The organism is Pseudomonas emilianonis, from assembly GCF_023072625.1.
GTDB classification, from domain to species: Bacteria; Pseudomonadota; Gammaproteobacteria; order Pseudomonadales; family Pseudomonadaceae; genus Aquipseudomonas; species Aquipseudomonas paraveronii.
The window spans coordinates 1-21,527 of the sequence record NZ_JAKNRV010000054.1; the positions used below are offsets into that span (position 1 = coordinate 1).

19 protein-coding genes and 4 tRNA genes are annotated in these 21,527 nt (G+C 59.0%); 14 read left to right on the forward strand and 9 right to left on the reverse strand.

All coding sequences use genetic code 11. The features are described 5' to 3' along the window. The 3 genes from L9Z73_RS31295 to L9Z73_RS08620 form a co-directional block, all read right to left on the reverse strand. On the reverse strand, positions 1-551 hold a 551-nt coding region (locus L9Z73_RS31295), incomplete at its 3' end, for an aminotransferase class III-fold pyridoxal phosphate-dependent enzyme (RefSeq protein ID WP_345894156.1). Between the two features lie 25 nt (positions 552-576). Then, entirely contained in the window at positions 577-1,047 is a 471-nt protein-coding gene (locus L9Z73_RS08615) for a DUF2271 domain-containing protein (protein WP_247398745.1), read from the reverse strand. An 83-nt stretch (positions 1,048-1,130) separates the two neighbouring features. Further along, entirely contained in the window at positions 1,131-1,454 is a 324-nt protein-coding gene (locus L9Z73_RS08620) for a PepSY domain-containing protein (RefSeq protein WP_247398672.1), read from the reverse strand. Positions 1,455-1,585: 131 nt separating this feature from the next. Between L9Z73_RS08620 and L9Z73_RS08625 the strand changes: the two genes are divergently transcribed. Together L9Z73_RS08625 and L9Z73_RS08630 are read left to right on the forward strand one after the other, a co-directional pair. Beyond that, positions 1,586-2,245, forward strand: coding sequence for a response regulator transcription factor (locus tag L9Z73_RS08625; protein WP_247398675.1), 660 nt, complete (start codon positions 1,586-1,588; stop codon positions 2,243-2,245). After that, positions 2,242-3,576: a sensor histidine kinase gene (locus tag L9Z73_RS08630; protein WP_247398678.1), complete on the forward strand. Its 1,335-nt coding sequence runs from the start codon at positions 2,242-2,244 to the stop codon at positions 3,574-3,576. Before L9Z73_RS08625 ends, L9Z73_RS08630 begins: the two co-directional genes overlap by 4 nt. Positions 3,577-3,606: 30 nt before the next feature. On the opposite strand, the gene L9Z73_RS08635 is transcribed toward L9Z73_RS08630, so the two are convergent. The 5 genes from L9Z73_RS08635 to folD all read right to left on the reverse strand — a co-directional run bounded on the left by L9Z73_RS08635 (position 3,607) and on the right by folD (position 8,887). Beyond that, complete coding sequence (locus L9Z73_RS08635) at positions 3,607-5,694, reverse strand: TonB-dependent receptor (protein WP_247398697.1); 2,088 nt, start codon at positions 5,692-5,694, stop codon at positions 3,607-3,609. A 95-nt stretch (positions 5,695-5,789) separates the two neighbouring features. After that, a complete protein-coding gene (locus tag L9Z73_RS08640; RefSeq protein WP_247398700.1) occupies positions 5,790-6,179 on the reverse strand; it encodes a DUF2946 domain-containing protein in 390 nt (129 codons plus the stop codon). Positions 6,180-6,349: 170 nt separating this feature from the next. Next, on the reverse strand, positions 6,350-7,273 hold the full coding sequence (gene pbpG / locus L9Z73_RS08645) for a D-alanyl-D-alanine endopeptidase (protein WP_247398718.1): 924 nt from the start codon (positions 7,271-7,273) through the stop codon (positions 6,350-6,352). A 333-nt stretch (positions 7,274-7,606) separates the two neighbouring features. Further along, complete coding sequence (locus L9Z73_RS08650; RefSeq protein WP_247398721.1) at positions 7,607-7,891, reverse strand: DUF4156 domain-containing protein; 285 nt, start codon at positions 7,889-7,891, stop codon at positions 7,607-7,609. 141 nt (positions 7,892-8,032) lie between these two features. Then, positions 8,033-8,887, reverse strand: a complete 855-nt coding sequence (folD, locus tag L9Z73_RS08655; protein WP_247398724.1) for a bifunctional methylenetetrahydrofolate dehydrogenase/methenyltetrahydrofolate cyclohydrolase FolD — start codon at positions 8,885-8,887, stop codon at positions 8,033-8,035. Between the two features lie 275 nt (positions 8,888-9,162). Here folD and L9Z73_RS08660 point away from each other — a divergent pair. The 10 genes from L9Z73_RS08660 to L9Z73_RS08705 all read left to right on the forward strand — a co-directional run bounded on the left by L9Z73_RS08660 (position 9,163) and on the right by L9Z73_RS08705 (position 18,562). Beyond that, positions 9,163-9,239: transfer RNA gene (locus tag L9Z73_RS08660), tRNA-Arg, on the forward strand. A 32-nt stretch (positions 9,240-9,271) separates the two neighbouring features. Further along, positions 9,272-9,347, forward strand: a tRNA-His gene (locus tag L9Z73_RS08665). A 58-nt stretch (positions 9,348-9,405) separates the two neighbouring features. Beyond that, positions 9,406-9,490, forward strand: a tRNA-Leu gene (locus L9Z73_RS08670). 77 nt (positions 9,491-9,567) lie between these two features. Next, positions 9,568-9,643, forward strand: a tRNA-His gene (locus tag L9Z73_RS08675). Positions 9,644-10,043: 400 nt separating this feature from the next. Further along, on the forward strand, positions 10,044-11,354 hold the full coding sequence (gene tig / locus L9Z73_RS08680; protein WP_247398727.1) for a trigger factor: 1,311 nt from the start codon (positions 10,044-10,046) through the stop codon (positions 11,352-11,354). Between the two features lie 91 nt (positions 11,355-11,445). Continuing rightward, positions 11,446-12,081, forward strand: a complete 636-nt coding sequence (clpP, locus tag L9Z73_RS08685) for an ATP-dependent Clp endopeptidase proteolytic subunit ClpP (protein WP_048725112.1) — start codon at positions 11,446-11,448, stop codon at positions 12,079-12,081. A gap of 112 nt (positions 12,082-12,193) precedes the next feature. Further along, the gene (clpX, locus tag L9Z73_RS08690) at positions 12,194-13,477 is read left to right on the forward strand and encodes an ATP-dependent Clp protease ATP-binding subunit ClpX (protein ID WP_017848146.1); all 1,284 of its coding nucleotides are present in this window, start codon (positions 12,194-12,196) and stop codon (positions 13,475-13,477) included. A gap of 161 nt (positions 13,478-13,638) precedes the next feature. After that, positions 13,639-16,035 (forward strand): endopeptidase La, encoded by a 2,397-nt coding sequence (lon, locus tag L9Z73_RS08695; RefSeq protein WP_247398730.1) that lies wholly within the window; start codon positions 13,639-13,641, stop codon positions 16,033-16,035. 148 nt (positions 16,036-16,183) lie between these two features. Continuing rightward, positions 16,184-16,456 (forward strand): HU family DNA-binding protein, encoded by a 273-nt coding sequence (locus tag L9Z73_RS08700; protein WP_003174819.1) that lies wholly within the window; start codon positions 16,184-16,186, stop codon positions 16,454-16,456. A 231-nt stretch (positions 16,457-16,687) separates the two neighbouring features. Next, complete coding sequence (locus L9Z73_RS08705; protein ID WP_247398733.1) at positions 16,688-18,562, forward strand: SurA N-terminal domain-containing protein; 1,875 nt, start codon at positions 16,688-16,690, stop codon at positions 18,560-18,562. 48 nt (positions 18,563-18,610) lie between these two features. On the opposite strand, the gene L9Z73_RS08710 is transcribed toward L9Z73_RS08705, so the two are convergent. After that, the gene (locus L9Z73_RS08710; protein ID WP_247398736.1) at positions 18,611-19,777 is read right to left on the reverse strand and encodes an MFS transporter; all 1,167 of its coding nucleotides are present in this window, start codon (positions 19,775-19,777) and stop codon (positions 18,611-18,613) included. Positions 19,778-19,897: 120 nt separating this feature from the next. On the opposite strand from L9Z73_RS08710, the gene L9Z73_RS08715 reads away from it, so the two are divergent. Continuing rightward, positions 19,898-20,797, forward strand: coding sequence for a LysR family transcriptional regulator (locus L9Z73_RS08715; RefSeq protein ID WP_247398739.1), 900 nt, complete (start codon positions 19,898-19,900; stop codon positions 20,795-20,797). A gap of 89 nt (positions 20,798-20,886) precedes the next feature. Beyond that, positions 20,887-21,527 (forward strand): DUF2242 domain-containing protein (locus tag L9Z73_RS08720; protein ID WP_247398742.1); only part of this gene is annotated, 641 nt, incomplete at its 3' end.

Genomic DNA, 21,527 nt, shown 5'->3' on the forward strand with positions numbered 1-21,527 from the left:
CTGTCGGCACCGAACATCGAGCCGGTACGACCGAAACCGGTGATCACTTCGTCGAACACCAACAGGATGTTGTGCTGATCGCAAATCTCACGCAGACGCTTGAGGTAGCCCTGCGGCGGCACCAGCAATAGCGCGCCGGACACCGAAAGCAGCAACATGACGAATGCGCCGACGCCCGCGATCCCATGCCCCGTTGTGCCCATGAACAGCGAGCGGTGCAGGTCTTTTACCCAGCGCGAAACGGCAGACGGCTCATAGGGGCCGAGGCCCTGGCCGGTGAGTGGGTCGACGGTTTGCGCACCGGCCTGGCCGTCCTGGTTGTAGTAGATGATCACTGTTCCGGAGGCGCTGCGCTGGATCTGCTCCACCCCCGGAAAGTGGTTGGCGATGTTCCCCGCCAACTGGCCGACAGTGAGCTGCCCGGCCGCGGTTGACGTGTTGTGCAGGCGTTCCAATGCCGGATTGACGGACAGTACTGCGCCGCTGATGGCCAATATCATGACCAGCAGGGCGGCGATCAGACCGGGCAGTGAGTGGAACTGGCGAAGCATGTTCAGCCTCCAGAAGTTGCAGGTGTTACAGGTCGTAGGTAAAGGACTCGACATAGCCGTTGCCGCTGACCGGCTTGCCCGACCCGCCCGATGTCAGCGGGACACTGACGTCGGCGCGGCTGTCGCGCTTGTCTTCCACGGCGCTGTCGATGCGGATCTGATACCCGGCGTCGATCAAGGTGTCGGCCAGTTCCACGCTGACGGTGAGGCTGCGGCCGCTGCCGACACTGGCGCCGCTGAGGCCGTCAAACTCGCTCGGCTTCATGCCGCTGCCACGCGCCCAGTCGCTCAGGTGCCGGTAGTACTTGGCCTTCTTGCCGGCGACCCAAAGGGTTTTCTGGTACTGGCCGTTGGCGTCGGTGACGTAAATCGCCAGGTAAGCGCCGTTGCCGCTGTAGTCCTTGAGCTGTGTGGTCAGGGTCACTTCGCGGGCCTGGGCCAGCCCCGGCAGGGCGATGGCGCCGGCGAGGCAAGTTGCAGCAATGATTTTTTTCATGAGGATGTCCTGGTTGAACGTTGTGGCGAGAGCCTGGACCTGCTGGCTGACAGCAACCTGAAAGCCGTGGAAAGACGCGATGATCATTCAGATCCCGGGCGGTTGAGGTAATCCCGGGCGTCGCCGTTGGCGCCGAAGTGGATTTCCAGTTTGTGCAGGCGAAGCGAGGCCGGTGCGTAGCTGGCTTCGATCGCATTGCCCTTGCGGTCGGTGCCCTTGAGCTCGTAGCAGCCGTCGTCGACCTTGATGCGCTGCACGCTCCAGCCGTATTGCTGCTCCACTTGCTGGCGCAGGGTTTCGCGTGGTTGCCAGTCGCTGACCGGCTCGCTGCAGTCTTCATCGGCCAAGGCGTACCCGCCGAGCAGGACGCTTAGCAATGTGGTGCTGACAATAAAAGCTGATTTCATGATCTGTCTCCGGCCGGATTGGCATTTGCGGCTTACCCTAAAGGTCATTCCTGACAACTAGCTGAATCTTCAGATTCGCGTCAGGAAAGGTGGGTAAGGTGCTCCACGACAACCATCACAGGAGGTGCCAGATGCGGGTTTTATTGGTCGAGGATGCACCCGGGCTGGGCGAGGCGGTGCGCGAACAGATTGCCGATGACGGCCACGCGGTCGATTGGGTGCAGCGACTGGACCATGCGAACAACAGCGTGCGCACCACGCCGTATGACCTGATCCTGCTCGACCTGATGCTGCCCGACGGGCGCGGGCTGGACTTTTTGCGCCAGCAGCGCTCGGCTGGCAACGTGACCCCGGTGATTATCCTCACCGCCCAGGACCAGATATCCGATCGCATCGCCGGCCTCAACGCCGGGGCCGACGACTACCTGGTCAAACCTTTCGACCTGTTCGAACTCTCGGCCCGGGTGGCCGCCGTGGCCCGGCGTTACAGCGGCAACCCCAACCCGCTGATCAAGCTCGGCGACTTACAGATCGATATGAACGCGCGCACCGTGCAGCGCGCCGGCATCACCGTCGACCTCACGGCGCGTGAATGGGCGTTGTTCGAGGCGTTTGTGCAGCGCCCTACGGCATTGCTGTCGAAGTCGCAGCTCGAAGAGCGCTTGTACGCTTTTGGCGCGGAAATCGAGAGCAACACCATCGAGGTCTACATCAGCCGCCTGCGCAAAAAACTCGGCCGCGACTTGGTGGAAACCGTGCGTGGCATGGGTTATCGGTTGATGGCCGTATGAAGTCATCGATCAGCCTGCAAAAACGCCTCGGCCTGGGGTTGACCCTGGGCATGACCTTGCTCTGGCTGGGGGCAACTGTCGGGGCCTGGCTGGTGGTGCAGCACGAATTGAACGAGGCGTTCGACAGCGCCCTGGAAGAGACGGCCCAACGCATCCTGCCCTTGGCCGTGCTGGAAATCAGCAACCGCGAGGAGCCGCGCGCGGCCCAACACGTCGCCACCCTGAAGATGCATAAGGAATACCTGACGTACCTGGTGCGCGACGCCCAGGGCCAGATTCTGATGCAGTCCCATGACGCCGATCCGAAGATCTTCAACGAACGGCCGAGTGAAGGGTTTTCCACCACGCAAAAGTACCGGCTGTATGGCGCGAGTGCGCTGCGTGACACCGTGTTCATTGAGATCGCCGAGCCGCTGGGGCATCGCCGTGAGGCGGCGCGAGAAGCCTTGATGGCCCTGTTGTTGCCGTTATTGGCACTGATCCCCATCAGCCTGTTGGGCACTTGGCTGTTTGTGCGCCTCAGCCTGCGTAGCGTGTTGGCTTATCGCCGTGCCGTGGAAGCCCGTGGCGTGGGGGATTTGTCGCCGATCAGCGTGGCGCGGCTGCCGGCTGAAATCGACCCGTTGGCCGATGCGGTCAACCACCTGCTGGAGCGCTTGCGCAAGGCCTTGGAGGCTGAGCGCAGCTTCACTGCCAACAGTGCCCACGAGTTGCGCACGCCGTTGGCGGCGACATTGGCGCAGATCCAGCGCTTGCGCCAGGAAGCACCGGAAGGCCCGTTGCGCGTGCGTGCGGGGAAGATCGAACATTCCCTGCGCGAACTGGCGCGGCTCTCGGAAAAACTCATGCAGTTGGCCAAGGCCGAGGGCGGCGGGCTGTTGTCCGAGGCGCCCCAGGACCTGATTCCATTACTGGCCCATGGGGTCGATGAGTGGAATCGCAGCAGCGGGCAGCGCATTCGGTTGCAGTTGCCAACCGAGGGCAGCGTTTATTGCGCGATTGACCCGGACGCGTTCGGCATCCTGCTGCGTAACTTGATCGAGAATGCGTTGAAGTACGGCGCGGCGGATCAACCGGTCGACGTCAGCCTCACGGACCAGGCGCTATTGCGGGTGGTCAACGGCGGACCGGCTGTGCCGGCGTCGGTGTTGCAGCGCCTGACCGAGCGTTTCGTGCGCGGCAGCAGCGAAGCCAGCGGTACAGGGCTGGGGCTGGCGATTGCCAAGACCATCGTCCACGGGGTCAAGGCGCGTATGACCCTGGCGTCGCCGGCGACAGGCAGGGAAGACGGGTTTGAAGTGAACGTTCAGTTTTTACGCTTGCCGACATGAACGTTCATCGAGCCCCGGCGGCTGTGCCAATCAGAAGTCCACGGTGACGCCGGTATACAGCGCTCGCCCGTCGCCGGGTGAGTGCAGCGAGGCCTGGGCGCCGTCCGGGTCATACCAGACGTATTCGTAGTAGCGGTTGGTGAGGTTTTTCAATTGCAGGTCGACACTGACCGATTCAGTCACTTGGTACGTGGCGCCGAGGTTCATCAAGACGTAGCCGCCGTAAGTGCCCTTGGTGTTCTCGCGTTCCAGGTAGTAGTTGGTCTGGCCGTTCATCCACGCCGTCAACTGCAGGGCGGGCGTGGCCTTGTAGCTGACGCCGGCGTTGTACAGGTGATGAGGGATGTGGTCGATTTCCTGGCCTTTGCTGTTGGGCAAGCTCGAGCTCGGCTGGAGGATTTTCGAATACTGCCAGGAGTAGGCCATCCAGATGTCGGTGCGTTCGTTCGGGTGCAGGTTCAGCTGCGCGTCATATCCCCAGCGCCGGGTTTCGCCGACGTTATCCGACTCGCCGCTCGGGTCATTGAGCCGGCGACTGACTTCACCGCTGGCCTCTTGCTGCCAATAGGCGACGCGGCCATCGATCCAGTCCGCCGGGGTGAACTTGATCCCGGTTTCCCAGCCTTCGTTGATCGACGGCGCCAGGTTGGTATCCCGCGGTGGAATCTTATAGGCCGCCGCGCCGGTGCCGACCTGGAAGGTACGCCCCCAGTTGGCGTAGACGCTGGCCACGTCCCACGGTGAATACACCACGCTGAGCTTGGGTTGTTTGATCAGCCCATAGTCGTTGATGTCGTAGTCCATGCCGGTCATTTCGTTGGTGAAGTTGCCCTGGATCTTATCGACGCGATACGCCGGGACGATTTTCAGCGACTCGAACGGCTTGATCTCGGCCTGGACGTAGGCGCCGTAGGTGTCAAAGTCGAATTGCTGGTCGCGGGTTTGGGCCAGGCGCACGCGGTCCTTGGTGCGGTAGCGCTCGCTCTTGTTCTGTTGCTGCTGCATGTCCGCGCCGCCTTCCAGGGCAAAGTCGTACAGCCAGCTGACTTCCGGGCGCCAGGTCAGGGAGGTGAGGGCGCCGTACTGGGTTTCGTAGGCATCGCGCTCCTGTTGGGCGCTGGTGCGCCAGTATTGCGTCCAGCGCCGGTCGTCGAAGGTGTTGACATAGGTTTTCGCCGACCAGGCCAGCGTCTCGGCCAGATCGGTGTCGAAGTGCACGCTGACCTGGTTCATCCGCCGCGTGCCTTTGTCGGAGGCGTTGTAGCTGTTGGTCATGCTCGGGTGCTGGTGGGCATCTTCTTCACTCAAGTAGCCGGGCTCCTGCGCCTCGGTTTCGTAGTGACGGGCGATCAGGCCGATGCGGTAGCTGTTGTCGTCCGGGGTGTAGAACCATTTGCCGGACATGGAAAACTTGTCCGCCTCGGCGTGATCGCGGTAACCGTCGGACTTCTGATAGGCGAAGAAGTAGTTCTGCGTCCAGTTGCTGCCTTCGATGCCCTTGGCCAGTTGCGTTTCCTGGGTGTTGTAGCTGCCGTAGCGCACCCGCGCCTTGGTGTAGTCGCCGCCGGTGCGGGTCAGCATATTGACGTTGCCGGCGATGTTGTTCAGGCCGTAGCGCGCATCGCTGGTGCCGCGCACCACTTCGATGCTGTCCAGCTCCATCGGGAAAATCATGTCCATGAACGGCATGTTGCCGTCGTTGCTATTGCTTGGAATGCCGTCGATCAACAGCTTCACTGCGTTGACTTCGCCTTCGCCGTTAAAGCCGCGAAAGGAAATCTTGCCGGAGGTGGTGCCTTGGTTGAACTCGGTGAGTATCACCCCCGGCGCACGGCTGAACAGCTCCCAACTGTAGTTGACCGGCATTTTTTCGAGAATGTCGGCGCCGAGCACATCCACCGAGCTGAGCACGCTGCTGGTGCTCAGCGGGCCACTGCTGGCGCTGGCGCCCTGGACCGTGACGGTGCCGAGGGTGAGGGTTGAGTCTTCGGTTTTGCCGGTTTCGGCCAGGGCCGAGGACAACGGGTTGAGGGCGAACAGGCCGATGGACAGCAAGGGCCATAGCGGGCGGGACACAGAGACACGCTTTGCGCGAGGCAAAGTCATTCGAGCAGGCATAACGCACCTTTCCTGATGATCAAGACACTTCGAGGACGCCCGGTCAGGCGGCTGATAAGCAGATCGGGCCGCCTGTGGGGCGGCGCCGGTGTCGATCAAGCGGTAGGGGAGGCGCGCGGGCTCAGGCTCGGCCAGCGGATTCTGGGGTGCAGCGTCGGCAACTCGGGGTTGTCGAGGGCGGTGTCGGGCGCATTGCGCGGTAGGAAATGTCGGTAGTAGTCGGATGGCAGCGCTGCCAGCCCTGCGTGGCCACAGCAGCAATCGCTGTGTTTCATGGCGGTGTTTGACGGCGCCGTCTGGAGCGGGTCGATCAGCTTGCTCAAGTTGGGCGGCAGCGCTTGCGAGGCGCCCCCCGAGCAGAATCCGCCCCACAGCAACAGTCCCATATCCGGCGTCTGCATAGCGCGGCTGAGCGGCATGGCCAGCATGTTCAGCACGACGGCCAGGCAGGCTATCCAGGGACTGATGCGTTTGAAACGAGTCATGAACGAAGTCGATTAAAAGGGGTGAACATTTAGCGGCAGTTCAGGCGCAAAGTAAAAGCCCGCTCGTGCGCTATTTTGCCGCAGACCAACCGTCTGTTTTTGCGTGGTGCATGCAGAAAAAACAATGCCCCGAACAGGTCGGGGCATTGGTCAGACGGGTGTGTTTTGGTTCAGCGGCGAACTTCTGCCGTGTTCGGGCGGTTTTTCAGGTTCTTGTCGGCCTTGTAGCGCAACGCAACGTCCGGCACCGAACCGCCCTTGCCGGTCTCGACCCAGTTGCGAATACGGCTGGCGTCGGCGAAGTGGGTGAACTTGCCGAAGGCATCGAGGATCACCAGCGACACCGGGCGGTTACCCATGCTGGTCACCAGCACCAGGCAGTGGCCGGCCTGGTTGGTAAAGCCGGTCTTGGTCAGCTTGATATCCCAGTTGGCGCGATTGATCAGGTGGTCGGTGTTGGAGAAACCCAAGGTGTAGTTGGGCTTGCGGAACGCGACGGTCTTTTCCTTGGTGGTGCTCAATTGGCTCAGCATCGGGAATTTACGCGCGTAGGCCAGCAGCTTGCTCAAGTCCCTGGCGGTCGACACGTTATGGATGGACAGGCCGGTAGGCTCGACGTAATGGGTGCTGGTCATGCCCAGCGCCTTGGCCTTGGCGTTCATCGCCGCAATGAAGGCTGGGTAGCCGCCCGGATAGTGGTGGGCCAGGCTGGCGGCGGCGCGGTTTTCCGAGGACATCAGGGCGATCAGTAACATCTCTTTACGCGGCATTTGGCTGCCGATCTTCACTCGGGAGAACACGCCTTTCATTTCCGGCGTGTCGGTGATGTTGATGTCGATGTACTCGTCCATGTTCTGCTTGGCTTCCAGCACGATCAAGCCGGTCATGAGCTTGCTCACGGAAGCGATGGGCACCACCACGTCCGGGTTGCTGGAATAGATGACTTTGTTGGTTTGCAGGTCGACCAGCATGGCGCTGCCGGAAGCGATTTGCAGTTTCGAGGTGTCACGCGGGGCCAGGGTGGTTTCGGCGGCGTGCGCACAGGTGCCGGTGAAAGCAAATAAAAGGCTGACGAGAGAGAGACGAATTTTCACGCGGATGAACTCGCTAAAAAAAGTAAGAAATACCGTTCTGCAACGGGCTATATGAAAAATGACGTTACATTTTAGGAGTATGGATCAGAAAACGATAGAGAGCCTTTAAATAAAGGCTGTAAGACGATGATTGGTTGGGTTTGTACGCATTCGTGGGCAAAAAAAGGGCCCGCTTATGGGCGGGCCTAATGGAGTTCTTCAAAGGAGTAGGGGTAAGTTGCGCCCGATCCCGTCGATAGCGGGTGAAAAGGATGTCGAAGAAACGAGAAACCCGGCGCTGCGCACGGGTTGTCGAGCCGGATGTTCGGGTAAGTATTTTATTGGGCGGATTTGTCAGCGTCGGCAATTCAAGGCGGCTACCTGCATTTTGCCACCGTCCCTCACATCGACGATGCTCACGCTGTCAGCGCCAACCTCCGCGGCTTTATTGAATGCCGTGTTCAGTGCGTCGCCGTTGGAGGAGCCCTCTACCGTGAATGCTTTGACGACGTGGCAAGCGTTGGCGGATGAGGCTGTGACGAGGTTGATTTGCTTGCCCGCTTCAGTGAGCTGGGTGGTGCAGGCCGAGATCAACACCGCAATGAGGATCAGCAGAGGGGCGGCATGAAGATTACGCATGACTAAAAGCACTCCTGGGGTTCCTGCGGCATTTGGTTGATACCGAAAATGTCAGCCGCAGATGCACGATAGCAGAGCATGAGGTTCACCAGAAACCAAAAGCCCTGCGATAAGGCAGGGCTTTTTCAGTGCGGCAGATGATCAGTCGTGCAGGGTTTCGGCCGCATATAGCGTGTTTTCCAGCAGGCAGGCACGGGTCATCGGGCCAACGCCGCCCGGTACCGGGGTGATCCAGCCGGCACGGGGTAGGGCGGTTTCGTACACCACGTCGCCGACCAGCTTGCCGTCTGCCTGACGGTTGATGCCGACGTCGATGACGATCGCGCCTTCCTTGATCCATTCACCCTTGACCAGGCCCGGCTTGCCAGCGGCCACCACCACCAGGTCGGCACGGCCGACGTGACCGGCGAGGTCTTTGGTGAAGCGGTGGGTCACGGTCACGGTGCAGCCGGCCAGCAGCAGTTCCATGGCCATCGGGCGCCCAACGATGTTGGAGGCGCCGACGATCACGGCGTCGAGGCCGTAAAGATTGACGCCGGTGCTTTCCAGCAGGGTCATGATGCCTTTCGGCGTGCATGGGCGCAGCAGCGGGATGCGCTGGGCCAGGCGGCCGACGTTATACGGGTGGAAGCCGTCGACGTCTTTGTCCGGGCGGATGCGTTCGAGCAACTGGGAGGCGTCCAGATGCGCGGGCAATGGCAGTTGCACCAGGATGCCGTCGATGTTCGGGTCATCGTTGAGGCCGTCGATCAGGTCGGTAAGGGCCTGCTGGGTGGTCTCGGAAGGTAAGTCGTAGGCCTTGGAAATAAAGCCGACCTCTTCACAGTCCTTACGCTTGTGCGAGACATAAACCTGAGACGCAGGATCGCTGCCGACCAGGATCACCGCGAGGCCAGGCGTGCGCAGGCCATGCTGGCTACGCTCGGTGACGCGTTTGGCGATCTGCTGGCGCAGGCTGGCGGCGATTGATTTGCCGTCGATAAGTTGTGCAGTCATTACGCGTGATTAACCATCGAGAGGGGGAAGAAAAGTGCGCGCATTCTCGCATGCCAGCGCGCGAGGGCAAAGGCGCTTGGTCTGCAAATTGGCCTAACCCCTTAAATAAAATGAATTTTTTTCAAAAAAGATTTGACGGCTTTCCGGTGCGTCTATACTATTCGTCGCACTTGTCGGGCACAGCCTAGCACTGGTTAAGAAGGTCAAGCAGGATTGTTGCTCTGCAAGGCTGGAAGCACTTAGTTTGTAATCCTCAAAGAGTACAGATTAATCAGGCGCCCGTAGCTCAGCTGGATAGAGCATCCGCCTTCTAAGCGGATGGTCGCAGGTTCGAGTCCTGCCGGGTGCGCCATTAGGCAGCTTTGGCACAAGTAGCGTTAGATGGTGGGCGTAGCTCAGTTGGTAGAGCACGGGATTGTGACTCCCGTTGTCGAGGGTTCGATCCCCTTCGTCCACCCCATATTTTGAAAGAGGCGCCAGATTAACCATCTGGCGCCTTTGCTTTAAGAGCTTCAAGCGCGGATGTGGTGGAATTGGTAGACACACTGGATTTAGGTTCCAGCGCCGCGAGGCGTAAGAGTTCGAGTCTCTTCATCCGCACCAATTAAAACTTTGCCCGGCCGGAAGGCGGGGTGAGGTTCGACAAAGAAGTGGTTTGGTTTCTTTGTTAACGCAATATGGTGGGCGTAGCTCAGTTGGTAGAGCACGGGATTGTGACTCCCGTTGTCGAGGGTTCGATCCCCTTCGTCCACCCCATATTCGAAAGGCGCCAGATCTAACAGTCTGGCGCCTTTTTTGTTTTAGCGGTTCGAGTATTCCGCGGCCGCAGGTTCTGGGTCGCAAGGCAGGGCGTTTCGTCGTATTTATGTGTCTCGATGATGCCGCGCTGCCCGCCGGTTCTGTTCGCGGGGCTGGCCGTCAGGGAGATGATTGGCGACTTCTTCTATATATAGAAGGGTCGGCGCAGAGCCCTGGCGTGATTGGCTGTATTTGTCACCGGGGCGAGGCGCAACAGTGTCTTCGTACCGATAAATTGCCTGCTGTTTTTTTACCCGTTTCCAGTAGGGTGACTTCTTGAGTTTGACCCACTAGAATGCATGCCCTTGATTCTGGGGTCGGAAACGGCCGGCTAACGTCTGTGCAACGAGGAATATCCATGCAAGTTTCTGTTGAAAATACTACTGCTCTCGAGCGCCGCCTGAGCATCACCGTGCCGGCAGAGCGCATCGAGACTGCGGTCAACAAGCGTCTGCAGCAGACTGCCCAAAAGGCCAAGATCGCTGGCTTCCGTCCAGGCAAAGTGCCAATGAGCGAAATCAAGCGCCGTTTTGGTGCTGATGCGCGTCAGGAAGCGGTAGGCGATGTGATCCAGGCTTCTTTCTACGAAGCGGTTGTTGAGCAAAAGCTGAACCCGGCCGGCTCGCCGTCGATCGAGCCTAAGTCCCTGGAAGCGGGCAAGGACCTGGAGTACGTTGCTGTATTCGAAGTGTTCCCAGAGTTCGAAGTTGCCGGTTTCGAAGGTATCGCTATCGAGCGCCTGAGCGCTGAAGTGGCTGATGCCGACCTGGACAACATGCTGGAAGTCCTGCGCAAGCAGAACACGCGTTTCGAAGTGGCCGAGCGTGCTGCCCAGAACGAAGACCAGTTGAACATCGATTTCGTGGGCAAGGTTGACGGCGAAGCATTCGCTGGCGGCTCCGCCAAGGGCACTCAGCTGGTGCTGGGCTCCAACCGCATGATCCCTGGTTTTGAAGAGGGTCTGGTTGGTGCAAAAGCTGGCGAAGAGCGCGTTCTGAACCTGACTTTCCCGGGTGACTACCAGAACCTGGACCTGGCCGGCAAAGCCGCCGAGTTCACCGTGACGGTCAACAGCGTTTCCGAGCCTAAGCTGCCAGAGCTGAACGAAGAGTTCTTCGCTCAATTCGGCATCAAGGAAACCGGCATCGACGGCTTCCGCACCGAAGTTCGCAAGAACATGGAGCGTGAGCTGCGTCAGGCCGTCAAGTCCAAGGTCAAGAACCAGGTTATGGACGGTCTGCTGACCGCCAACCCGATCGAAGTGCCTAAGGCTCTGCTGTCCAACGAAGTGGATCGCCTGCGCGTACAAGCTGTTCAGCAGTTTGGTGGCAACATCAAGCCTGACCAACTGCCGGCCGAGCTGTTCGAAGAGCAAGCCAAGCGCCGCGTCGTGCTGGGCCTGATCGTGGCTGAAGTGGTCAAGCAGTTCGACCTCAAGCCTGACGAAGACCGCGTTCGTGAAATGATCCAGGAAATGGCTTCGGCCTACCAGGAGCCTGAGCAGGTTGTGGCTTGGTACTACAAGAACGACCAGCAGCTGAACGAAGTACGTTCGGTTGTGCTGGAAGAACAAGTTGTGGATACTGTTCTGCAGAAGGCTAAGGTGACCGATAAAGCGGTCTCTTACGAAGAAGCAGTCAAGCCGGCGGAAGCAGCACAAGCCGACTGATTGTCCAACTCGTTCGAAATACAACCATAAGCCAGCCTCGCGCTGGCTTATGCGTTTTCAAGACATGACTATTTGGGAGTAACTGCAGAGCATGTTCCGTAATTCCTATATTCAGCAGAACTCTGATATCCAGGCCGCAGGCGGCCTGGTCCCGATGGTTGTCGAGCAGTCCGCTCGTGGCGAACGCGCCTACGACATCTACTCGCGCCTGCTCAAGGAGCGAGTGATCTTTCTGGTGGGCCCAGTAGAGGACTACATGGCCAACCTGATTTGTGCGCAACTGCTGTTCCTTGAAGCGGAAAACCCGGACAAGGACATCCATCTTTACATTAACTCGCCGGGCGGTTCGGTGACTGCAGGTATGTCGATCTACGACACCATGCAGTTCATCAAGCCAAACGTGTCGACCACCTGCATCGGCCAAGCCTGCAGCATGGGCGCTTTCCTGCTGACTGCGGGTGCCGAAGGCAAGCGATACTGCCTGCCGAACTCGCGCGTGATGATTCACCAGCCACTGGGCGGTTTCCAGGGTCAGGCATCGGACATCGAAATCCATGCCAAGGAAATCCTCTTTATTCGTGAGCGTCTTAACACGCTGATGGCCAAGCACAGCGGGCACACCTTGGAAGAAATCGAGCGTGATACCAACCGTGACAATTTCATGAGCGCTGAAGCCGCGCGTGATTACGGGTTGATCGACGCAGTGATTGAAAAGCGCCCCGCTTAATATAAGCAGCTCAAAATAGGGCTGGTCGGCAAGTCCGATCACCTGCGGGCTTGAAAAAGCCCGCATAAGCCTTCATCTTGTGTTGCAAGCCTATCGGATTTGGATCGAACGAATGACTGACACCCGCAACGGCGAGGACAACGGCAAGCTGCTCTATTGCTCCTTCTGTGGCAAAAGCCAGCATGAAGTACGCAAATTGATTGCCGGCCCCTCGGTCTTTATCTGCGACGAGTGCGTCGACCTGTGCAATGACATCATCCGTGAGGAGGTGCAGGAAGCCCAGGCCGAGAGCAGCGCGCATAAATTGCCTTCGCCTAAAGAAATCAGCGGCATCCTTGATCAGTACGTGATTGGTCAAGAGCGTGCAAAAAAGGTTCTGGCCGTAGCGGTGTACAACCACTACAAACGCTTGAACCAGCGTGACAAGAAAAACGACGAAGTCGAGCTCGGCAAGAGCAATATCTTGCTGATCGGTCCTACAGGCTCGGGTAAAACCCTGCTTGCAGAAACCCTTGCTCGCCTGCTGAACGTTCCGTTCACCATCGCCGACGCTACCACCCTCACCGAGGCTGGCTACGTGGGTGAAGACGTCGAGAACATCATTCAGAAGTTGCTGCAGAAGTGCGACTACGACGTAGAGAAAGCCCAGATGGGTATTGTCTACATCGACGAAATCGACAAGATTTCGCGCAAGTCCGACAACCCGTCGATCACTCGGGATGTTTCCGGTGAAGGCGTGCAGCAAGCCTTGTTGAAACTGATCGAAGGCACGGTTGCTTCCGTACCGCCACAAGGTGGCCGCAAGCACCCGCAGCAGGAATTCCTTCAGGTTGATACGCGCAATATCCTGTTCATCTGCGGCGGTGCATTCTCCGGTCTGGAAAAGGTTATTCAAAACCGTTCCACCCGTGGTGGCATCGGTTTCAGTGCAGAAGTGCGCAGCAAGGAAGAAGGCAAGAAGGTGGGCGAGTCCCTGCGTGAAGTTGAACCTGACGATTTGGTCAAGTTTGGTCTGATCCCGGAATTCGTTGGTCGTCTGCCGGTCCTGGCGACATTGGACGAGTTGGATGAGGCTGCTCTGATTCAGATCCTCACCGAGCCGAAAAACGCCCTGACCAAGCAATATGCCAAGCTGTTCGAAATGGAAGGCGTAGACCTCGAGTTCCGTACCGACGCACTCAAATCAGTGGCCAAGCGGGCACTGGAGCGCAAGACCGGTGCGCGTGGCCTGCGTTCGATCCTCGAAGGCGTATTGCTCGACACCATGTACGAAATTCCCTCGCAGTCCGAGGTGAGTAAAGTGGTGATCGACGAAAGCGTTATCGAAGGTAAGTCCAAGCCACTGTATATCTACGAAAACAGTGAGCCGGCTGCCAAGGCTGCGCCAGACGCGTAAGCGTCCTGCAGCTGCATAACAACAAGGGGCCTTTAGGGGCCCCTTTTGTTTTAAGGGTGTGTTTTTCCTGCGTTTAACTGCTGGCATTGAGCTTGTTTTTTTTGCTAGCAGCCCCCATCTTGGTTTCATGCTTACTTTTCAACTGTCATAGAGGCGAAATCATGAAGACAACCATCGAATTGCCTCTCCTGCCGTTGCGTGATGTCGTCGTCTATCCGCACATGGTTATCCCGCTGTTCGTGGGGCGCGAGAAGTCTATCGAAGCCCTCGAGGCTGCGATGACGGGCGACAAGCAGATCCTGCTGTTGGCCCAGAGAAACCCTGCTGATGATGATCCAGGCGAAGATGCCCTGTATCGCGTCGGTACCGTTGCGACTGTCCTGCAACTGCTCAAGCTGCCCGATGGCACCGTCAAGGTGCTGGTGGAAGGTGAGCAGCGTGGTGCGGTCGAGCGTTTCATGGAGGTGGACGGCCACCTGCGCGCCGAAGTGGCGCTGATCGACGAAGTCGAGGCCCCGGAGCGCGAGTCCGAAGTATTTGTACGCAGCCTGCTCTCGCAGTTCGAGCAGTATGTGCAGTTGGGCAAGAAAGTCCCGGCTGAAGTCCTGTCTTCCCTCAACAGCATTGATGAGCCTAGCCGCCTGGTCGACACCATGGCCGCGCACATGGCGCTGAAAATCGAGCAGAAGCAAGACATCCTCGAAATCATCGACCTGCCGGCCCGTGTCGAACACGTCCTGGCGCTGCTCGATGCCGAAATCGACCTGCTGCAGGTTGAAAAACGCATCCGTGGTCGCGTGAAGAAACAAATGGAGCGCAGCCAGCGCGAGTACTACCTGAATGAGCAGATGAAGGCCATTCAGAAAGAACTCGGCGACAGCGAGGAAGGCCACAACGAAATCGAAGAGCTGAAAAAGCGCATCGATGCCGCCGGCCTGCCAAAAGACGCCCTGACCAAAGCCAATGCCGAGCTGAACAAGCTCAAGCAAATGTCGCCGATGTCGGCCGAAGCCACTGTGGTTCGTTCCTACATCGATTGGCTGGTGCAGGTGCCGTGGAAGGCTCAGACCAAGGTCCGCCTGGACCTGGCTCGCGCCGAAGATATCCTCGACGCCGACCACTATGGCCTCGAAGAAGTCAAAGAACGCATTCTCGAATACCTCGCCGTGCAAAAGCGCGTGAAGAAAATTCGTGGCCCGGTGCTGTGCCTGGTCGGTCCGCCTGGTGTGGGTAAAACCTCCCTGGCCGAATCGATTGCCAATGCCACCAACCGTAAATTCGTGCGGATGGCTCTCGGCGGCGTGCGTGATGAAGCGGAAATTCGGGGTCATCGCCGGACATATATCGGTTCGATGCCAGGAAGATTGATTCAAAAGATGACAAAGGTGGGGGTGCGCAACCCGCTGTTCCTGCTCGATGAAATCGACAAAATGGGCAGCGACATGCGCGGCGATCCGGCATCGGCCTTGCTCGAAGTGCTCGATCCCGAACAAAACCACAATTTCAACGACCATTACCTGGAAGTCGACTACGACCTGTCCGACGTGATGTTCCTGTGTACCTCCAACTCCATGAACATTCCGCCAGCGTTGCTGGACCGGATGGAGGTGATTCGTCTGCCGGGTTACACCGAAGACGAGAAGATCAACATCGCCGTCAAATACCTCGCGCCCAAGCAGATTACGGCCAATGGCCTGAAGAAAGGCGAGATTGAATTCGCGGTCGAGTCGATCCGCGACATGGTGCGTTACTACACCCGCGAGGCCGGTGTACGGGGGCTTGAGCGCCAGATCGCGAAGATTTGCCGCAAGGCGGTCAAGGAACATGCACTGGAAAAACGCTTCTCGGTGAAGGTCACGGCCGATGTGCTGGAGCACTACCTTGGCGTGCGTAAATTCAGTTACGGCTTGGCTGAACAGCAGGATCAGGTAGGGCAGGTGACTGGCCTGGCGTGGACCCAGGTGGGCGGTGAATTGCTGACCATCGAAGCTGCGGTGATTCCAGGCAAAGGCCAATTGATCAAGACCGGTTCCCTGGGTGACGTGATGGTCGAATCCATCACCGCCGCGCAGACCGTGGTGCGCAGCCGCGCCCGGAGCCTGGGGATTCCCCTGGACTTCCACGAGAAGCACGACATCCACATCCACATGCCGGAAGGGGCGACCCCGAAAGACGGCCCTAGCGCTGGCGTAGGCATGTGTACGGCCCTGGTATCGGCCCTGACCGGCATTCCGGTGCGCGCCGATGTGGCGATGACCGGGGAAATCACCCTGCGTGGCCAGGTATTGGCCATCGGTGGTCTGAAAGAGAAATTGCTCGCCGCACACCGGGGTGGAATCAAGACCGTGATCATTCCTGAAGAGAATGTCCGCGACTTGAAGGAAATTCCTGACAATATCAAGCAAGATCTTCAGATTAAACCAGTTAAATGGATTGACGAGGTCCTGCAAATTGCGCTGCAATACGCGCCGGAGCCCTTGCCGGATGTGGCTCCGGAGATAGTCGCTAAGGACGAAAAGCGCGAGTCTGATTCCAAGGAAAGAATTAGCACGCATTAATGCGTTAAAGCCTGGGGGCTTCCTTGACAGCTTTTTAGAGCCCTTGTTATAAAGCGGCTCTTAAGTGTCTGTAGTCCATTCAGCACTGGTTTTTGCTTTCACCAAAAAACTTAGAATCATACTCAATAGATATATAAGGGGACTTAGAGTGAACAAGTCGGAACTGATTGATGCTATCGCCGCATCCGCTGATATCCCGAAAGCTGCTGCTGGCCGTGCGCTGGACGCAGTAATCGAATCCGTCACTGGCGCTCTTAAGGCCGGCGACTCGGTGGTACTGGTAGGTTTCGGTACTTTCTCTGTGACTGACCGTCCAGCTCGCACTGGCCGTAACCCACAGACTGGCAAAGCACTGCAAATCGCTGCTGCCAAGAAACCAGGTTTCAAAGCCGGTAAAGCCCTGAAAGAAGCCGTTAACTAAGCCTCGATCAAGCCTTTACCTACCCGGGTCCGACGCAGGTCTGGCCTGGCAGCGGAGCGGCAGCTGACCCACGTATCCATCGGGTCACCACGCCGGGGGTGTGGGTTCTAACCCCCGTCCGCTCCGCCAGTTACGAGAAGGCGCATCCTCGGATGCGCCTTTCTTCTATCCGGACTCTACCCACGCTCCACGGTTGCCAATTTTTGAAGTTCAACCGTTTCTGGGGGACGCATGCTGCAAAATATCAGGGACAATTCACAAGGCTGGATTGCCAAGACCATTATCGGGATCATCGTCGCATTGATGGCGTTCACCGGTATCGAGGCTATTTTTCAGGCTTCGACCAACACCAAGCAGGACGTGGCCAAGGTCAATGGTGAAGCAATCACCCAGACCGAACTGAGCCAGGCCGTCGACATGCAACGTCGCGAGTTGATGCAACGGTTCGGTAAGGATTTCGATGCTTCCTTGCTCGACGAAAAGCTGCTGCGCGACGCCGCCCTCAAGGGGCTGGTTGATCGCAAACTGGAGCTGCAGGGCGCCGCCGATTCCAAGTTTAGCTTCTCTGAAGCTGCGCTGGATCAGGTGATCCTGCAGACGCCGCAATTCCAGGTGGACGGCAAGTTCAGCGCCGAGCGTTTTGATCAGGTGATCCGTCAACTGGGCTACAGCCGTCTGCAGTTCCGTCAGATGATGACCCAGGAAATGCTGATCCAGCAGATTCGTAACGGCATCGGCGCCAGCGCATTCGTGACTGACGCACAGGTGCTGGCATTCGCCCGTCTGGAAAAACAGACCCGCGATTTCGCCACCGTCAATATCAAGGCCAACCCTGCGGCGGTGAAACTCACCGACGACGAGGTCAAGGCTTACTACGACCAGCACGCCAAAGAGTTCATGACCCCGGACCAGGTGGTCATCGACTATCTGGAGTTGAAGAAGTCGTCCTTCTTCGACCAGGTCACCGTCAAGGACGATGAACTGCAGGCGGCGTATGAGAAAGAAACCGCCAACCTCGCTGAGCAGCGTCGTGCCGCGCACATCCTGATTGAAGTCAACGACAAGGTCACCGAGGCGCAAGCCAAGGCCAAGATCGAAGAAATCCAGGCGCGCCTGGCCAAGGGGGAGCAGTTCGAAGCGCTGGCCAAGGAGTTCTCCCAGGACCCAGGTTCGGCCAGCAATGGCGGTGACCTCGGCTTTGCCGGTCCTGGCGTCTACGATCCGGACTTCGAAGCAGCCCTGTACGCCTTGAATAAGGACCAGGTTTCGGCACCCGTGCGCAGCACCTTCGGTTGGCACCTGATCAAGCTATTGGGCGTTGAAGCGCCAGAAGTGCCATCGTTCGCCAGCCTGAAAGGCAAGCTGACTCACGAGCTCAAGAATCAACAGGTTGAACAGCGTTTTGTCGAAGCGACCAAGCAATTGGAAGATGCGGCATTTGAAGCCTCCGACCTGGCTCAGCCAGCGTCCGACCTCAAGCTGACCGTTCACACCTCTGCGCCGTTTGGTCGCGAAGGCGGGGAGGGCGTTGCAGCCAACCGTGCCGTGGTCACTGCCGCGTTCAGTCCGGAAGTGTTGGATGAGGGTGCCAACAGCACCGCCATCGAGCTCGACCCGGAAACCATCATCGTGCTGCGGGCCAAAGAACACCTGAAGCCTGCGCAACTGCCGCTGGAAAGCGTGGCAGCAGCGATCCGCACACAGATGACCAAGGAACGCGCCAGCGCGGCTGCCAAGACTCACGCTGACGAGTTGATCGCCAGCCTGCGTGATGGCAAAACCCCGCTGAACCAGCCGATTGATGGTCAGGCCTGGAAAGTCACCGCAGCGGCTACGCGTAGCCAGGAAGCGATCGACCCGGTCGTGCTGCAAGCCCTGTTCCGCATGCCCAAGCCTGCGGCCAAGGACAAACCGACCTTCACCACCGTGACCCTCGCTGATGGCAGCTTGGTGATCGTGCGCTTGAACAGCGTCAACGAAGCGGCGGCGCCATCGGACGACGAGAAGGCACAATACCGCCGTTTCCTCGCCTCCCGTGTTGGTCAGCAGGACTTCGCGGCGTACCGCAAGCAGTTGGAAACCAAGGCTGAGATCAAGAAGTACTGATCTCGGTTTGAATGAAAAGCCCCCGGCCTGAAAAGACCGGGGGCTTTTTCATGGGCGTTTGCTAAGGGCCAGCAGCATCAAAGCAACTACCGCCAAGGGAAACGCGAACACGCCCCAACTCTGCAGCAGCAACCCCCCCGCTAACCCGCCACCGGCAATGCCCAGGTTCCACACGGTCACCAGCATCGATTGCGCAGCGTCCGCCGACTCGCCGGCGGACTTGGCCAGAGCGGTTTGTAGCAAGGCCGGCAGGCCACCGAATGCCAGGCCCCAAACCGCTACGGCGGTGTAGATGACCGCCGGCGAGTCGATCCAGAACGCCAGCGCCAGCGCCGACAGGCCAAACAGCGCGCAACTGAGCAGCACCAGCGGGCGCAACCATCGATCGATCAGCAGGCCCACCAGCCAAATGCTCAACAACGCCGCGAGGCCAAACACCAGCAGCACCCGGTCGATATCGGCCTCGATTCCGGCGGGCTCCAGCAGTGGGGCGATGTAGGTGTAGAGAATGTTGTGGGCCAGCACGTAGGTAAAGGTCACCCAAAGCACCGGGCGAATGCCGCGCAATGTCATCACCTGGCGCAGGCCCAGGCGCTGTTGTGCCGCTTGGCCGGCAAAGTCCGGCAGTTGCCAGCGCGCCCAGAGCAGTAGCACCAGCGTCAGTCCGGTCATGATCGCAAAGCTCAAGCGCCAGCCAACGAGAGTGCCCAGCAGTGTGCCGGCCGGCACGCCCAGGGACAGGGCCAGCGGTGCGCCAAGCATTGCGATGGCAATCGCCCGGCCTTGCAGATGAGGGGCGACCATACGACTGGCATAACCCGCCAGCTGGGCCCAGAGCAACCCGGCGAATACCCCGGCGAAAAAGCGCGCTACCAGCGTCAGCCCGTAGTGGCTGGATACGGCAGTCACGCTGTTGACCAGGGCAAAGCCACCAATGGCCACCAGCAGTAGCGGTCGGCGGCGCCAACCACGCGTCAGCAGCGTCAAGGGGATGGCCGCGAGCAACGATCCAAGCGCATAGAGGGTGACCAATTGGCCAACCAGGGCGGGTGACACGCCCAGGCCTGCGCCCATCTGCGGCAGGAGCCCTGCGGGCATGGCTTCGGTGAGGATGGTAATAAACCCTGCGCAAGCCAGGGCCAGCAAGCCACCGAGCGGCAGCGCGTCAGGCTGGGCGTGCGCCGGGCAATGGGTCAGTGACGGGTTGTCGCTCATAACGCTCTATCCATGTTAAAGGGGAAAGGCGGCAGAGTAAGGGGCTGTGGTACGCGGAAAAACAGGCTAAGGTTCCGAACTTATCGGACGTAGGTGTCCGTAATCAGTCGGGGCGTCATCATGGACAGCTTGAGCAGCCTGTCGGTATTTGTGCAGGTGGCGGAGACGCGCAGCTTTACCGCTGCTGGCCGTGTGCTGGGGGTATCGTCTTCGGCCGTGGGCAAAAGTATCGCGCGCCTGGAAGAGCGCCTGGGCGTAAGGCTGTTTCACCGCAGCACGCGCAGTATCACGCTGACCAGCGAAGGCTCACTGTTTCTTGAGCGTTCGCGGCGCATTCTGGCCGAGGTCGAGGCGGCCGAGCAGGAGTTGACGGACGCCAGCGCCACGCCCCGGGGCAAGTTGCGCATCAGTCTGCCGCAGGTGCGCGGTTTGTTGATGCCGGTACTCAGTGACTTTATGCGCGCCTACCCGGATATCGAGTTGGATGTGGATTTTTCCGACCGTATGGTCGACGTGATCGAGGAAGGTTTCGATGCGGTGATTCGCACGGGCAAGCCGGAAGATTCGCGCTTGATGGCGCGTCATCTGGGCTACTACCAGTTGGTGCTTGTCGGCACGCCGGACTACTTCGCGCAATACGGCACCCCGCAGCAACCGCAGGATCTCAACGATCACGCGTGCCTGCGGCACAAATTCTGCGCCACCGGCAAGCTGGAAAACTGGCCGTTGCGTCACGTGCCGGGCGCCGCCGAGCCGACCTTGCGTACACCGCTGGTCAGTACCACCATTGAGTCCCTCAACCATGTGGTACACGAGGGATTGGGCATCGCCTGTCTGCCGGACTACATGGTTAACGAGGCCGTGGGGCAGGGGCGTTTGCTACGGGTGTTGGATGATCATCTCGAACACCGTGGCAGTTTCTGGATATTGTGGCCATCAAGTCGCCATGCATCAGCCAAGTTACGCGTGTTTATTGACCATATGTGCGCCGGGCTTTTTCCTGCAGGCACCGCTGTGTAGGCTTGTGACGTTTTACCGACAGGAATGCGCGCGCCAAGGCCTCGTTCTGTTGCACAATACCGCCCAGATCGTTTTCCTCAGGATTTTCAATGTCGACATCATTTCACTTGCGTAGCCTCGGCTTGGCGCTGGTGTTGGCGGGCGCCACGGGCTGCTCGTCACCCAAAACCGCTATTTACGAGCACGAGAATTTCGACGACTCCGGTACGTTCTCCCGTGATTACCCGGTCAGTGACATCGCCGCGTGCGAGGCCGCGCGTCGTGCGCTGCTGAGCCAGGGTTACATCATCACCAGCAGCGATCCGAAGCTGGTCGTGGGTAACAAGAGTTTCCAGCAGACCGGCGAGACTCACATGCAGATCAGCTTCAACGTGGTGTGCGCGGACGATGGCAAAGGTAAAAATCATTCGACGATATTTGCCAACGCCCTGCAGGATCGCTATGCGCTGAAGAAGGTCAACAACTCCGCAAGCCTGGGTGTGGGTGTGCTGGGCTCGGTATCGATGCCGATCGGCTCCACCGACGACTCGATGGTGAAGGTGGCGAGTGAGACTGTCTCGGCACCGAAGTTCTATGAGCGTTACTTTGCGTTGGTGGATGTATTCCTGCCGCAGGAAGTGAAAAAGGCTGCGCATATTCCCGAGCAGCCTAAGGCGGAGTTGGGCGTGCCTGAGCCTAAAGCCGCGCCGGCCGCCGAAAAAGTCGAAGCGCCGAAGCCGGAGCCGGAGCT